This window comes from Brevibacillus sp. NPDC058079, assembly GCF_042885155.1.
Lineage (GTDB): Bacteria > Bacillota > Bacilli > Brevibacillales > Brevibacillaceae > Brevibacillus.
In genome coordinates, this window is the sequence record NZ_JBHVSO010000010.1 from 246,723 (window position 1) to 261,300 (window position 14,578).

The 14,578-nt window shown below is 38.1% G+C and carries 13 protein-coding genes; 1 reads left to right on the forward strand and 12 read right to left on the reverse strand.

What is annotated here, in order from left to right; genetic code table 11:
- Nucleotides 1–37: 37 nt before the first annotated feature.
- The 8 genes from ltrA to ACFVS2_RS26930 all read right to left on the reverse strand — a co-directional run bounded on the left by ltrA (nucleotide 38) and on the right by ACFVS2_RS26930 (nucleotide 10,773).
- Complete coding sequence (gene ltrA, locus ACFVS2_RS26895) at nucleotides 38–1,972, reverse strand: group II intron reverse transcriptase/maturase (protein WP_390239475.1); 1,935 nt, start codon at nucleotides 1,970–1,972, stop codon at nucleotides 38–40.
- Nucleotides 1,973–2,691: 719 nt separating this feature from the next.
- Nucleotides 2,692–3,291, reverse strand: a complete 600-nt coding sequence (locus ACFVS2_RS26900) for a DNA cytosine methyltransferase (RefSeq protein WP_390239476.1) — start codon at nucleotides 3,289–3,291, stop codon at nucleotides 2,692–2,694.
- 186 nt (nucleotides 3,292–3,477) lie between these two features.
- Complete coding sequence (locus tag ACFVS2_RS26905; protein ID WP_390239477.1) at nucleotides 3,478–4,827, reverse strand: phospholipase D family protein; 1,350 nt, start codon at nucleotides 4,825–4,827, stop codon at nucleotides 3,478–3,480.
- 247 nt (nucleotides 4,828–5,074) lie between these two features.
- Entirely contained in the window at nucleotides 5,075–5,365 is a 291-nt protein-coding gene (locus ACFVS2_RS26910) for a DUF2314 domain-containing protein (RefSeq protein ID WP_390239478.1), read from the reverse strand.
- A 44-nt stretch (nucleotides 5,366–5,409) separates the two neighbouring features.
- Nucleotides 5,410–5,718, reverse strand: coding sequence for a hypothetical protein (locus ACFVS2_RS26915; RefSeq protein ID WP_390239479.1), 309 nt, complete (start codon nucleotides 5,716–5,718; stop codon nucleotides 5,410–5,412).
- Nucleotides 5,719–5,820: 102 nt separating this feature from the next.
- Nucleotides 5,821–9,141, reverse strand: a complete 3,321-nt coding sequence (locus tag ACFVS2_RS26920) for an ATP-binding protein (protein ID WP_390239480.1) — start codon at nucleotides 9,139–9,141, stop codon at nucleotides 5,821–5,823.
- A 165-nt stretch (nucleotides 9,142–9,306) separates the two neighbouring features.
- A complete protein-coding gene (locus ACFVS2_RS26925) occupies nucleotides 9,307–9,816 on the reverse strand; it encodes a hypothetical protein (protein WP_390239481.1) in 510 nt (169 codons plus the stop codon).
- A 327-nt stretch (nucleotides 9,817–10,143) separates the two neighbouring features.
- On the reverse strand, nucleotides 10,144–10,773 hold the full coding sequence (locus tag ACFVS2_RS26930) for an HD domain-containing protein (RefSeq protein WP_390239482.1): 630 nt from the start codon (nucleotides 10,771–10,773) through the stop codon (nucleotides 10,144–10,146).
- 198 nt (nucleotides 10,774–10,971) lie between these two features.
- On the opposite strand from ACFVS2_RS26930, the gene ACFVS2_RS26935 reads away from it, so the two are divergent.
- On the forward strand, nucleotides 10,972–12,108 hold the full coding sequence (locus ACFVS2_RS26935) for a DNA sulfur modification protein DndB (protein ID WP_390239483.1): 1,137 nt from the start codon (nucleotides 10,972–10,974) through the stop codon (nucleotides 12,106–12,108).
- A gap of 82 nt (nucleotides 12,109–12,190) precedes the next feature.
- Here ACFVS2_RS26935 and ACFVS2_RS26940 read toward each other — a convergent pair whose 3' ends face one another.
- The 4 genes from ACFVS2_RS26940 to ACFVS2_RS26955 all read right to left on the reverse strand — a co-directional run bounded on the left by ACFVS2_RS26940 (nucleotide 12,191) and on the right by ACFVS2_RS26955 (nucleotide 14,258).
- Nucleotides 12,191–12,481, reverse strand: coding sequence for a hypothetical protein (locus ACFVS2_RS26940; protein WP_390239484.1), 291 nt, complete (start codon nucleotides 12,479–12,481; stop codon nucleotides 12,191–12,193).
- A 310-nt stretch (nucleotides 12,482–12,791) separates the two neighbouring features.
- On the reverse strand, nucleotides 12,792–13,157 hold the full coding sequence (locus ACFVS2_RS26945; protein ID WP_390239485.1) for a hypothetical protein: 366 nt from the start codon (nucleotides 13,155–13,157) through the stop codon (nucleotides 12,792–12,794).
- A gap of 60 nt (nucleotides 13,158–13,217) precedes the next feature.
- Nucleotides 13,218–13,607, reverse strand: a complete 390-nt coding sequence (locus ACFVS2_RS26950) for a hypothetical protein (RefSeq protein WP_390239486.1) — start codon at nucleotides 13,605–13,607, stop codon at nucleotides 13,218–13,220.
- A 141-nt stretch (nucleotides 13,608–13,748) separates the two neighbouring features.
- On the reverse strand, nucleotides 13,749–14,258 hold the full coding sequence (locus tag ACFVS2_RS26955; protein WP_390239487.1) for a hypothetical protein: 510 nt from the start codon (nucleotides 14,256–14,258) through the stop codon (nucleotides 13,749–13,751).
- Nucleotides 14,259–14,578 lie beyond the last annotated feature (320 nt).

Genomic DNA, 14,578 nt, shown 5'->3' on the forward strand with positions numbered 1-14,578 from the left:
CACCTCATACGGCGTTCCATCAGTAGACTGTTAGTACCTAACCTACCTTTTTCGTTTTGCGAACAGGGTATTTCCTTGATTGGTTTTTAGGCATCTTACCATTTTTAAAGATCTCTCGATATTTCCGAATATTATCCCAAGTCTTCTTGCTCAGATGCGAGTAGTCCTCGTCATTGTGAATAGCGTTATGACATTCCATGCACGTTGTAACGAGGTTTAAAACCTTGTTTACCAACTTTGCTGGTAGTCGTGGGTTCTTATGGTGGATGTGTATCAGGTTGCTTGATGGCTCCCTGTTACAGACTCTACATTTCCCTTTGTCTCGATTAAAGACATATGGACGATTGAGGTAATACTCAAAAGTGTAGATAGTTCCAGCCGTCTTACCCGTTCTTAACCTTGCTATATCCGTCGAGAACAGTTCATCAGCCCTAACTAATAGCGGCTTTTTCCCCGTTCGTTTCAGATGTAGCTCTCGTCCTTTTTCCGAGTATGGAGTTTCCTCCTGAGTCTTGTTTTGGGCGTATTCATGGTAACAGAACGATAGGTTTGTCACACCAATCTTTAGCCCTTCATAATCAATCGTCGGGATTTTCATCCGATACTGGCTGTGTACGGAGAGTAGGTTGCTTGTTTCACAGGCGGGAATGAATCTTGGATTCGCCCCCTGACGAGTCAGCGATCTCCTTGCAGTAAATGCGAGAGAGTGCTGGTACTTCATCATCTGGTTGTATATCTCAGTTGCTACTTTGTAATATTGGATCAACCCTCTGACAACTTGGTTAATCCGTGTTATTTCATAGATGAGATATTCTTTCGTTGGGATGCTTCTCATGTTCGAGATTTCCTTTTGTAAGGTCTTAACCTTCTTATGAAGCCTTTCCCGATCTGCATAGGTTTTTGTGGTGTATCCACCTTTTGCGGATTTGTCGGGAACTCGTTTAATTTCGAACCCAAGGAACTTTACCATTTTCTTTTTGACGTTCGTAATCAACGTTTTCTCAAATGACAGGTCAAGCTTCAAGGTGTGTTTAAGATATTGCTGTACTTTGTACTTCAATTTCTTAGCACTCTCTTCACTGTCCGTGACGATAACCCAATCATCGGCATATCGGATGTAGTAGACCTGTTTGAAGTTTCCGTTGTTGCGAAGTGCCCTGTATTTCTTCTCAGGGCTGGCATAATCATGGCTTGTTTTCTTGTTTTCCCATTCTCTAACAACCCACTGATCGAATCCATGGAGATAAACGTTAGCGAGCAATGGTGATATAATTCCACCCTGCGGCGTTCCAAGCTCGTTCGTTTGAATCTGTCCCATTATTCCTGCCTTTAGCATTGACTGAATAATCATCAACACTCGTTTGTCCCTGACACCCATTTTCCAAAGCTTGTGCTTTAGGACGTTGTGATCGACGTTATCGAAGAAGCCTTTAATGTCTCCCTCGATCACCCAAGTATTTCCCGTTGTGTTCAGCACATTCTTCAATCTGCTCATTGCCATATGTGCATCTCTTTGTGGGCGGAACCCATAAGAGTGAGCGATGAATTGTGCTTCACAGATCGGATCAAGAACAATTCTTACACATTCTTGCACCACTCTATCTATGATTGCGGGTATACCCAACGGACGTTTCTTTGTCGGATCACTTGCTTTAGGTATCTCGACTCTTCTGACAGGACATGGGACATGATGAAGAAGTGATTGTTTTACCCTGAGAATGACTTCCTCGTAATCTTTCTGGAGGATGTCTTCCTGCATGGTTTCTCCATCTGAGCCTGCTGTTTTACTCCCATAATTGGATTTGATGTTATGGATTGCCGTTAGAATGGTAGGTTCGGCGGAGATGATCTCCAAAAGTCCTAAGAACTTCGGTTTCCGCTTTTCCACGATGGCTCGCTTTGTACTTTCGTACAACTGATCAAGGATATTTCTTAGTTCCTGTTCTGTTTCAGGTACATTAAGTTTTTGCACCAAGTTGATCACCCACTTTCTTTCAGGCAAGCTCGGTGTAGTCAGTTACGCTCAACGGCTTCCTTAATGTTGTAGGTGATACTAACAGTTCTACTGACTATGCCCCTTCGCTCCACGGACATTACTCCGCTTCAACACTACTACGGGCGGCTGTCCCTCAGATTCAGCAGTCATTTCCTACTGCTTAGGTCTTGGCATTGCAACCGTGTTACGACCTTCCAAGGTTCAAACGTTCCTTATCTCTTAGCTTTACATTCTACCTTAGCCCTCTCCTATAACCCGTTAGCCATTTCGTAACCCACTGTCGGAGGGTATCGAAACAAACTCCCTTTTTCGGGAGAATATAGGTACTGTAGACTGCAATACAGTATCTACGACTAAACCCGTTCATTGACGGGTGGATGCCTTCTTGATTAGACACCCCACAACTTTACGAGCCTTTCATACGGAGATTCCTGGTGTGTAGGCATAGTAGTTTTATAGCACCCCGATTACTTCGCTAACCACTTCACAGGTCTGCTTTTCACCGACTTCACCGAGTTTCGTACACCACGCTTGCAATAGCGATGATGCACGTCGGAGGATTAGGCACAGCTACCCGACATTGTAGCGTAGCAGGAACTTCCCCTGCCTATTCAGAGATAAAGTTAAACTCCACTTACCTTTTGGAGTTCTCTGCTTTTATTCGATGTCTCCATCGAGATTGGAGCAGAAACGTTTCACACACAGTCGAGTGTAGCAATCCAAACATCAGCATAAGGCAGATCAGCCGCCTTCAATTGTTGCATGGGAAGATTGAACATAATCGATTCTGGATGATTCTTTAGATAAATATCAGAAAATTTATCTTCGCTTCCTTCTTTTGGATTCCACTCCACGGCAGCTACTTCTTCAAATCCTGCTTTTTTCATGCATTCGGTGCTAATACCCGAACCAGCACAAAAGGAAATAGTTTTTAATCCTTTCGTTTCAGAGTTTCTTGACTTTCGTGTTGTTGAGGTTTTCTTGATTCCTTCAATGATGACGCGATCCTGAACAAAAGTAACTTTAATTTCATCACATTTTTCAAGCGCTTCTCGAATATCTCTTCCTTGTTTATCAATTACAGGTATATCTACTTTGTTCTTTGTTTTCTTTGATACTGTATTGGAGCCATGTTCATGAACCAAAAACTCGATTGTGTTTCGAATTGGATCAGTTGTTGTATTAAATTTTGTACCTGGTTGAAACCCTGCTTTAGAGAGCATGGATTTATCAATATAAATACGTTGGCCGTTATAGGTAGTTTTTCCGTTGAATTGGTGGATAACCTGTTTCATTAAGAAATCTCCTCCTAAAAGATGTCTTGATTGACCCCTTAGATATTGGCAATTCTTGATATTATAAAAACCAGAATAGCTATCTATTCTCCTGCTCCAATAAAAAATGCCCGATTTAGTAAAATCGAGCTAAATGATTGGTTCTTATTTAGTTAGAAGATAACATGTACAGCAACAGCGGTCGCATTATTCAATCATTTTAAGATACAAGTGCGGTACTCGAAATGTCATGAGATAATAAAGCGCCAAAAGCTGATCCATTTTATAAAGGATGTTCTCTCGTATAGACTGAACAGATTTTATTCTTATATCATTGGCTTTATATACATAGGTTAAAAACGATTCTCTTCCCTCTTTGTCATGTTCTTTGTAAAACTCTATAAAATCACTTGAATCTCGTTCATTAATGGGAAACTCAAAAAATTGATTTGATTGAGAATCTGCAATAACCCAAACAAAATCTTCACCTTTTAGATTTTCAATTTGGTCTATCAACTCATCTTTAAAGTTTGGCTCTTTATCGATTTGTTCATGTACATAACTTCGATCAAATGCACCAGTAGCAACTGCGTGAAATAAATTCACTTCAAACCCATATTGATTAATGGAAAATTGCAGACATGCATGTTTATGGAATTTAAATTTATCGTTTTTGTTTCCAACGCCTTTATTCAAGTAGTCCACTTCCGCTGGTGATTTTCCATAACGAACACCTAACCACCCTACCTTATCATGATTAAAGCTACATGGCATTATTAAGGAACAAATATTATCTTTTCGTTTGTGACAGAATATCCCAAACTCACGCTTAAATTCAGAGGTATAGATTGTATCATGGATATGCATCAATTTCTCACGCAATTCTTCTCGTTGCGACATTATCGTAGAGTCTTTTCTTTTTTGATTTCTCATAAAAAACAATTCATAATCCTGAAATTGAAAGTAAAAACCCTTCAGATCATAATCACTTTCCCCATAAGGATCGTCTGCTTGAGTGTGTGCTAACATCTTCTTTTTCATTTGGGATTCTAATAAGAGCAGCTCTTCTAACTCACTCTCATTGTTTTTATATGTTTCAATTATTTTTTCGTTTACGTTCGTTGAATTATTTCTGCAAAAACTGAAGAACATATCAAACTTTTGAGTTTCCTTTTCTTCGATATCTTTTATCATGTCAAATTCGATATTTCTCGAAATTCCGCCTTGGGTAAAGTTTGAAGAGCCAAAGATGACACGTTCATTTCCTGATTCGTCTTTCATCCAGTAAACTTTAGCGTGAAAAGGGATGGATTCTACAAGATAGATAGTTGCCAGTTCGTTTGCCTTTTTTAAGAGAGCACTTGGATTTTTATAAGAAAATAAGGGAGAAAGATATAATTCAACATTTTCTTTTTGTAATTTGTTCTTTTCAACAATTTCTTCTAACAATTGCAAACCAAATGTTGAAAAATATGCTGATGCTATTCTTAGTTTTTCAACATTCGATGATCCTTTTATTTCATCCAGGAGAGCACTTCCATGCCAATAATATTTCATAAGCTATGCTCCTTATCACCATTAGGGTTTCTTTCATTATACACAGACGGAAAGCTATGGAACTCGTTTTTTATCGAAAAACTTCAAAAGCTGGCAAGCATCATGAATTGCTACCTTTTTGCCCATCATCAACCATGTCCATTATTGATAGATAACCTGAATTGTGATGAATCGACTCCTTAAAAACGAAACAGCCCGATCTACCATGATCGAGCTGAATCCTATCATTCTCATTACGCTTTTACTTTTATAGAAACTGTTCCACCTCGGCATACTTTACTTCTACGAGATCGCCACATTTTACATTGGTTAAATGCTGAGGATCATTATCCAGTATACCTTTTAATTTTCTTTTGGAATCATCCAATTCAATAATTCGCACCCACATATGTTCCGAAACTTTTCCTGTTTGGGAAAACGCACATTTGACATATTTAGATTCTTTTAATTTCTTGTCGAATAAAGGGTCGTTTTGCAACTTTCTTTTACGTTCTTCCGCACAAACTCCATGAATCGAACCTGTGTTTTTCATCAACATCATCTCTCTCCTTAAAAATTGTTTTTAGCTTATGAATGATTAGACTATTCATTCTCAGACAATATCAATTCAAATGTTATGGCTTTACCTTTGACTAAAAGAGGTTTAAATTCACTTTTTCTCATCTTAATCCAATAATCCAATTGCCATCCATTATCGCCTCTATTTGTTTCTTCATAGCCCATACTTTCTAAAAGCTTTTGTAATGTGTAAGGGTTAAGCTCAGTATCACTTAGATCAATTTCCAAGAGTTCGGATGTATTTTCCATAGACTCCAATTTACTGATAAACTCTTGTATGACTGGCATAAATTTTTGCTTTACTTCATCCGTTAGTGCCCATCTGTTTGTCATAAGAAATCCTCCTACTCTTCTGCGTTGTCTTCACAACAGTATGATTCCATTTCATTGGAAGGTAAGCAGGTGTCAATTTAAGAACTCCTGCTCGTACCCGTATTATTCAGCCAAGCGCAGCATTTCTGCAATACGCCCCAATTCTTCTGTTAACCCACGCTCAAAATCTCTTGTTCGATCATGGGCTTTCGTAGTCCGATGCATATGTTCGTGAATCAACGTTCCCATTAAACAGTGGAAAGGATAACGCCTGTCGTCGTTGATTAAATCAAGCGAGACATAGACCATATCTGTTTCGAAATTGTATAATCCCAAGGTAATACCGTCTTGTGGATTATTCCCGAATTCTGCAACAATTTCTACTCTCTTCGCAACTCGGTTTCCATACAACTTCGTGTAGATTTTCATTGCTTTATTCCAACGTCTTTTCCCAGTGAGGGTCAATTCGCTTTCAGAAGCACGTTTCTTCACATCTTTTTCATCCCCTCGAAGTGTAACTGCTTCTTGAGAAGATGGTATTCCGCAAGAATGGAGAATGCGAGACAATAGATCAGGAACACCCATCAACAATTGGAACCCTTTATCTCTGGCTACACCATCATGATCTGTCCCTGATGCGAAACAACACTTGTTAAACAACTTCTTTGCTACCGCTTTCCATGCAGGCATCACCGACGTAAACGGTGAAAAACTCAACTGCATTTCGAGTTTGTTCGCGTTTTGACATTTCATAAATGTCTCGATAATGTCTTTATTACTGATCGATGACCATTTCAATGCCAATGCGGAACGCAGTTTTTGTTCATCTACCGTAGTACGGTCACGATTTAGCATGTCTTTCTTGTTGAGATTGTAACTGTATAGACTGTCGATGTTCCGAACAAAGCATCCATTGACAAATAATCCACTTCTTCCTCCCTTAATTTCGAATACTCCATCTTCAATTTCGACATAGGAGGTATTAAACGTAAGAAAGTTGCTTTTTGCAGCTTCGTGTTCTGATTGCTTTGAACCAAATTCAATTTCTGTGCCAATGCGTTTGCGTGATGGTTGCAGATAAATGACCAGTACATCTGCATGAAAGCGAGAATCCCGCTCCAGCTTTGCTTCATAACGCATGCCTTTCGTTGTTACAACAAAGGCACGATTGTTACGAGCTGCTACGAGTGCCGCCATTTTAAAACCTTCTCCAAACATTCCAATATTGGCATCTTCTTTCGACTTATTACTTTCTCCAAATAGCAAATGCTTTGTGGAAATGCCTTCACCTTTGTCAGTAATTACGGTCATACCAGTTTCTTTATTATACGTCACTTTTGCCACACGATCTGCATCCAAGGCGTTTGCAATGATTTCTTTCAAAGCCATTGGTATCGTCCAATTAGAAGCATAGCCTGAAGAGATCGGATACACAATTTTATTATCCAAGAGAATTCCTTTGCCACGATACTTGCTTGCAATCGAGGATGATGCAGGTATGCCTGCTTTCTCTAATATCTGACGTAATGCATACGGGACGTTTGAAAGCAACTCATAACCCGCCTGTTTCGTGATAAAATCTGAATCATCATAGCTACCAGAGGAAAACGCTGTTTTGGTAAAAATCTTTTTAGTCGCTTTCGTCCATAGAGTCGAACTTGCAGGTATAAATTGGATTTCATACTCAATAGCTCTCGAATTATCTTTCCATTTGCTAAGAAAAGCAGAAATGATTTCTTCGTTATTTGTTTTGCTCAAGAATCTTGCCAACCAATGACGGAATCTACTTTCATCTACACTATTTCGATCACGAGAATCAAGTGCTACTTTATCCAGCACATTGTAATTAAAGATTCCCGTTTTTTCAGCTGTCTCCAATCCATTGACATATATTCGCCCATTTCCTTCCAAGTACACCTCCAGGTTATCAAGGCTAACTGGTTTCTTTCGCAATCCTTGAAAGTGGATGAATTTGTTCTTGGCACTTTGAAGTTCTTCCTCTGTACACTCAAAAACAATCGAACTTCCTTTTTTTCGAGCATTCTTTACGTATTCAATAACCAGTAAATTCGATTCAAACTCTTCGTTGTATTCCAACATTGCTGTATATGTTGTCCCAACCGTTTCGATTTTCACATTGGAACCTGTTCTTGCAAGCACTAAGCATGCCATTTTGAGTCCTTCGCCAAATTTTCCAATTGCATTTGCCTGGTTGTTTTTACTTGTACCCCCAAGAACCATATTCTTTTTCATGATTCCTTCGCCACTATCTGAAATACGCGCCTCTTTACCGTTGTGAACCAAGCGTGGATCTCCAGCATCGAGGGCATTGGCAATAAACTCACGAATCGCGTCTTCTCGTTGCCAATCAGCTACGTAAGAATCTGAGATTGGATATACGATCTTGTTTTTCTTCTCCAAGCCTTCTCCATTGTACTGTGATGCAAAATGAGAACTTTCTTTGCATCCCAGTTGTCTAAAGATTTGAAGGAGATGATACGGAACATTACGAAGTACGGTGTACCCCATAACATGTGCAATCAAATCGCTTTTCAGATCACTGGACAAGCATACTTTTGGATAGAGTTTTTCCATTGCCTTTTTCCATGCATCGATATAATACGGTTTAAAAGCAAGTTGGTATTCGTAAGCAGTCGTGTTTGTCTGAAAGCTACTCAAAATCGTTTGAATGAACTTCTGATTCTTCGCTCTCTCCAGCACCTTCACAATATTTGCCTGTAATTTTGCCGTATCAACAATGTTGCGGTCACGATTTGTCATCGTCTTGTCTTCGATGTTATAACTGAAAAGCATGTTCGGCATTTTTGCAGTTCGAAGACCGAGTACGTAAATAGAACCACCTGGCAGAAAAATTCCTGCATCTACACGTTGAGGCTCACGAAGCTTCAAGAATAGCGAATTTGCTTCTTCTAACTCGCTTTCTGAACATTGTACCTTGATCAAGGTTCCAACTTTTCGCTTGTTCGGTGTGAAGGTAAGCTTCATAACCTTCGTCTCTTCATTTTCCTTCACCTGTTCAGGTGTCGCATTTTCGTTTAGAGAATCAAGAAGATTTTCCCCATTGAAATACAATTCATTGATTCCAACAGCATCCACTTGAATGTCCATGCCAACGGTACTTACTTCCACTTTGCGATTTTCACGCAAAAGTGTAATGAAACCAAGCTTCAATCCCTCACCAAATTGACCGATTTGAGATCCATTTCTTGTCGATTCGCCCAGGATAAAGGAACTCTTGGGAAGTCCATCACCTTGATCTTCGATATAGGCAAATTTGCCGTCATATTTCACCTCAAATTCTCGCTGCGTATCGAGCATGTTTGACAAAAATTCACGGAGTGCCGAAATAACATTCCAGTCCTTGTGACCGTAATTAAGAGAAATTGGGTAAGTCAAAACATCCTTTTCCATTACTTTTACCATGGTAAAATCCTCCTTGGCTCGTGTCGATTTAATCGACCCCGTTTTTATATAAAATCCATTTATCTTATGCGAAAATTGCTATCTCTATTAAATTTCTGGGTGAATAGCTTAATAATCCAGATTTTCGATTAAAAAATCGAAACAAAAAGAGCTGAACGTTTTCGCTCAGCTCTCCATCAAATAATTATCTAATAACGTGAAGGCTATTGCCTTGGCATTCTCAAATGTCTTAATCTTTTCTCCCTTGATATTCCACATCGATTCATTGTTAAAGATAATACCGAATCCTCCACCCGCAAATTTGCTCGGCATGATAGTCATGTGTTGTCCTTTGTACTTGAGAGTGAAGTTGCCTTTTTTGTTTCGTGTCCATTCTTTTCGCATGAAATTAACACGGCGATTATGTTTGTTTTTAAGACTTGTCTCTCTTTTCTTAGGATTTGTATAATCCTCTTCCATATTTTCCGCACATTGTTGTCCAACTCGCAAGTCTAAATCATAATTTGGATGTTGCATGATATGTACATAGCGTATCCCTTCATGCTTGCACATTTGACAGGTTTCATAGTAGTCTCTTCTTGATTCAGCATCTACTCCATCTAAATCTTCACCTAAATCAATCATCCCAATGCAAGTCCAGCCCTTATGGGGAATTCCTTTCTGATCCCATACCATATGAATTCCTCCCGCCACACGATAATTACCACATATTTCAAATGCTATCATTTTTCTGAGATTTAGCAAAGTAGTTCATATAAACAGAATTGCATGATGACTAAAAAAAAAGTTGACCTGTAATGGTCAACTCCGTGTTTGTTCTTCATACCCTTTCTCATAAGAATGTGGGGTCTACCACTTCGAAACGTGAATACTCCTTTCCATCTACGCCACTGGAAGACTTCATTTCTGCTTCATCTTTAAATTTTCGCAGATCAAGTATTTCAATAAAAAAAGAACCAAGTGGTAATTGGTTCCTTCTTCATAACTATCCCCCGTACAGCTTTATCGAGCCAATGCTTCTTCTGTGATTTGTTTAATATCAACCGAAGACATCATTTCCTCTTCAATCATATCAGGTAGGATCTCATTCAAAAAATACTCAACGCATTTTAAATTGATATCCTTAATGGCTCTTAATGCATCTCTATACATTCGAACGAATTCTTTTTCCGTGTTCCCTTTTTGAAGCTCAGCAAATGCCTCATATATCTGATCAAGCTTATCTGCTACTGCCAAGATTTGTCCTTCTATTGAATCATCTTTCCCCTCTCCCAATCTTTCATGAAAGATTGCTTTAAATTCCTCTGGAATGTTCTTGTCGATGAACTTCTTGGTCATTTGCTCCTCTACATGTTGCAACATAGCACGAAGCTCTGGCGACGCATATTTCACTGGTGTCTTGATATCTCCAATGAAAATCTCTGAGTAATCGTGATTCGTTGTCTTCTCATAGAGTTTCTTCCAATTAATCATAGTTCCATTTTGTTCTTCGACTGTAGCCAAGAACTGTACATATTGTGATACTTTCCAAGAGTGAGCGGCAACGTTATGGCTTTCGTATTTAAACTTACCTGGAGCACGCTCAATTCTCTCCAAATCATTAAAACTTCTAAAAAAAGCATGAATACCCATGAATAAACACTCTCCTGTATGAAATTTTCCCTAAACATAGTTGTTTCGATATAAACTCCTATTGCTTAAAATCTCCATATCTTATGCAATTACCCAAACTGGTATAAAAAATCTTCCCACTTTTCGTATTTAGATTGTCTAATTGGCGGAATGTTTGTAAACTAATAAAGATGAATACAACTAAAGGTGGTTTGCAGTATGACAACGAATATAGAGCGGCATGATTTGGAAATAAGTAATTTTGCTACTATTAGTGGAATTAGAGGAAAGCAATTCGGGAGAGAAATATTTAACACTCTTATCGAATTTAAAGATTTAATGACATTCTTAGAAGTGTTTCCAGAAGTTCAACGTGATATTTCTATGCGAAGAGTGAATTCGATAAAAAAATACGTGCTCTCAGGTTTAGAAGATATGAACAACCCTATAGCAAAAAGAGCAATGCGCTTTTTTTCAGCTATTACTGTGACAGCAAGAGGTCATATTTTCTATGAAGAAAGTTCACATCGATTAGCAATAGATACTACAAAGAGCAAATTATCAGTAAACGATGGACAACATCGCTTCCATGGCATTAGTGAAGCTATTCGTTATTTGCAAGCACTCTACAATCGAGAGATAAATGAAAAACACAAAGAGCACATCTTATACAATCTCAATACATTAAAAGAAATGGTTATCCCTGTGGTTATTTTTAATGGCGTAGACATACCTGAAGAAAAACAAATGTTTCACGATCTTAATAACCTGGCACAACGTCCAAGCAGATCAGCAACCATTCGGTTGGCACAAACTGATTTATTATCCAAATTAGCCCGTGAAATAGCAGAGGAAAATGTGTATTTGAAAACATTTGGAGTAGAAATGGATAAAATGAGTATCCATAAAAACAATAAAAACCTAATTCTTCTGACAACCATTCACTATTGTGTAAACGAATTAATACCAACTGGCGAAGAGCTTCTTGCTCCGAAAACATTTGACTATCATAAAAAGCATATTAGTAGCATTTTTGATTCTATCTTTGAGGCTCTTCCAACTGACATTGATCAAAAAGGTTTATACCTTTTAGAGAAGAACTATGCTTTTAAAGGAATCGCCAGATTTATTGTTCATGCTAAGAAGGACAAAGTTGCAGACAAGAGGATCTATCAAGCTATTAAAGATACAGATTGGACAAATAATCTCACAAATTGGTCGAGTTATGGAGCATCCGAAGGATCAACAGGAGTATTGTTTGCTGGTGGCGAGGGTGGCATAAAGGCAGTTTTCGAGTGTCTGTATAGCAAGTTGAATGCCACTTCAAACACGGTGCTTGCTGGCAGTGTAAACTGATAATCTTTTATATAGTTAACAAAAACTTTTGGGCAATAAAAAAGACCGTCTACACTATGTAGACGGCTCTTTGTTTTCCACATTACCACTCTCTGGATTTTCTCTTTTTCAGAACGAAATACCATACCAATAGGACAAAAGTACAGCCAATAAACATTGACCAGCTATGGACAAGTTTGGATACCCAACTGGTAATAGACTTTGAACTATTATCGATTTCTCCTCCTAAAACGAAAGAAATCTTGTCTGGAGCAATAAAACTTGCAAACATTAAAATGATATCTAAAGTCAGATATCCTCCTGCAATAATTGCACATACCTTTAAGATATTCCATCCAATATTATCAAGCATTTCTTTTAGTTCATCAAACATGCAGACCAACTCCTTCTTTAACTCTGGAAAATGCCCCCTCAAATTCCGCTAATATTTTCCACGACAACCAAAGATTCGACATGCAAACCGCCAATTCCTTTTCATTCTCAATTACTTCCAGAGGTCAAGCTTGTCCGGAAATATTATTGAATCGTTCGGATTCACGAAAGAAATAACTACCAACGGAAAGTATAACCCCCGATATTTTTTTAAGGATAAAGAGTGCATTAACAATAAATCCGTACTTTCACTGATTAAACTTAATTTTCGTTCGTGTTTATTGTCGTGAATGTTACTCTATGTTGAAATTTTACTGGAAGTCATTTTTCTGATTTTGATTTCTACTATTTTCTTTGGATTTTGCTAACAGGTCTTCATCTTCTAAAAACCTTTCAAAGATTTTGTCAGATTCATCATTATGGTACACTTCAAGCAATTTTGAGTATAACTCAATAGCCTCTCTGCATTGTTTCTCGCTAAAAAATAAATACTTCCTATTAACGTATACATTGTGACCATACTCTTCGGAATACACATATACGCTACCTGATGAGCTTTCGAAAACTCTGACATGAGAAGTATCTATTTCTTCTTGGACGATGCATTTTGTAGGCTCTTTATCTTCCCAAAATCTTATAGGAACACGGTAGACAATATCTTTTTCTTTAAACACCATCGTAGCTATCTCCCATCTTTATTAATTGGTTCCGAAATATCATTCAGTCGCATTTTATTTTCAGCAAGGAATCGTGAACGGGACTAAGAAATCCTCTTCATATTCACACTCACTTGCAAAAACTTTAAATGCTGTAGGTTCAAACACCGCACCCATTTTCAACCAAAATGGAACGGCATCAGGTTTTGACTCCCCCCATATTTCGAAAACGTTTTCGATGTTTTTCAAGTGTTCAACAAACAACCTGCCGCTTCCTTTTCCTTTGTCGATAGCTTCTATCATTTTTATTTCTACTGATCCATCTTCTAAAAAACGAATCTCACCTTTCGTAATCACCTCATCATTTTGCATAAAAGCAAACGGATACATCATTCCGCGAATATAACGTTGCAATTCACTTGATAAGGATTCAATTTCAACTCGGTTGGTAATGAGTCTTAAACCATTCATTAAGTTCACCTTCTCTTCAGTATTTCAACGAAATTCCCATATTGTTTTCTATATAATCTTATATGCAACTGTAAGATTAAAAACACTTACCGATTTACGCAAACAAAAAGACCAGTCGTTAGGACTGATCTCGTAAGGAAATTATTTCAACTCACCCAGCAGTTCTTGAAGAACTTCAATTTTTACATCTCTTGCATACTGCCATCGCTGATACTCCAGCTCACCACAATAAGTTGGGGCAATCTCGTTTTTCAATTCCTCGATCTTTTTATTGATAAGTCCATTTAAATCCGTACGATCTCCTGTAGATGTGATTGATTCTTGTTTCCCCTTTACTTGTATGTTGTAGTTGGGTGGAACATGAATCCAATGTGAGAACACGCTCTTTAATGTAAGAAGACCATATGTAGCAAATTCATCCGCCTGTGATTCACTGTTAACCAAAAAGAAATGCTCGTTAATAGAATCATGCGGAAAGCCCATCTCCTCATGAAAATTATAGAGAAACATTAATCCATTTGGTGATTGAACCAACGAAACCGTATCCTGATTTGTAGACAGGTATGTTTTGAGTGTCTTAAATGATTTCAGATCATTGTACGACCACTCATATCCCCAAATCTGATATTTCTTATCTTGCAATGTATCCATTTTCATTCCTCCACCAAGTCCTTTGTCGAGCAATTTTTTACTTAAACCGTTTTAGTTTTCAACGATCCCAATTCCTTTTGCAAAATATCCGTCTGCTTTTGTTTTAAGCACATCATACTTGAAGGGAAATCATTCGCAAAACCTCCTCAAACAATGTAATACAAGGTATCTCCTTTTGTCAGATAAACCTTATATTCTACTGAGTTCTATTAGAATTCATAAGAAAAGGCTCTTTTCAGTAATATTGTTGCTCTTAGAGAGCCTGTGATATAATATCCCCAGAACATTTGTTTGTAGGGGGCAACTCACAATGAACTGGC

Excerpts from the sequence above, each read along its gene's own strand:
- ACFVS2_RS26925 (WP_390239481.1), bottom strand. The coding sequence starts at position 9,816 with ATGGTATGGGATCAGAAAGGAATTCCCCATAAGGGCTGGACTTGCATT.
- ACFVS2_RS26915 (WP_390239479.1), bottom strand. The coding sequence starts at position 5,718 with ATGACAAACAGATGGGCACTAACGGATGAAGTAAAGCAAAAATTTATG.
- ACFVS2_RS26945 (WP_390239485.1), bottom strand. The coding sequence starts at position 13,157 with ATGGTGTTTAAAGAAAAAGATATTGTCTACCGTGTTCCTATAAGATTT.
- ACFVS2_RS26910 (WP_390239478.1), bottom strand. The coding sequence starts at position 5,365 with ATGTTGATGAAAAACACAGGTTCGATTCATGGAGTTTGTGCGGAAGAA.
- ACFVS2_RS26955 (WP_390239487.1), bottom strand. The coding sequence starts at position 14,258 with ATGGATACATTGCAAGATAAGAAATATCAGATTTGGGGATATGAGTGG.
- ACFVS2_RS26935 (WP_390239483.1), top strand. The coding sequence starts at position 10,972 with ATGACAACGAATATAGAGCGGCATGATTTGGAAATAAGTAATTTTGCT.
- ACFVS2_RS26900 (WP_390239476.1), bottom strand. The coding sequence starts at position 3,291 with ATGAAACAGGTTATCCACCAATTCAACGGAAAAACTACCTATAACGGC.
- ACFVS2_RS26905 (WP_390239477.1), bottom strand. The coding sequence starts at position 4,827 with ATGAAATATTATTGGCATGGAAGTGCTCTCCTGGATGAAATAAAAGGA.
- ACFVS2_RS26920 (WP_390239480.1), bottom strand. The coding sequence starts at position 9,141 with ATGGTAAAAGTAATGGAAAAGGATGTTTTGACTTACCCAATTTCTCTT.
- ACFVS2_RS26930 (WP_390239482.1), bottom strand. The coding sequence starts at position 10,773 with ATGGGTATTCATGCTTTTTTTAGAAGTTTTAATGATTTGGAGAGAATT.
- ACFVS2_RS26940 (WP_390239484.1), bottom strand. The coding sequence starts at position 12,481 with ATGTTTGATGAACTAAAAGAAATGCTTGATAATATTGGATGGAATATC.
- ACFVS2_RS26950 (WP_390239486.1), bottom strand. The coding sequence starts at position 13,607 with ATGAATGGTTTAAGACTCATTACCAACCGAGTTGAAATTGAATCCTTA.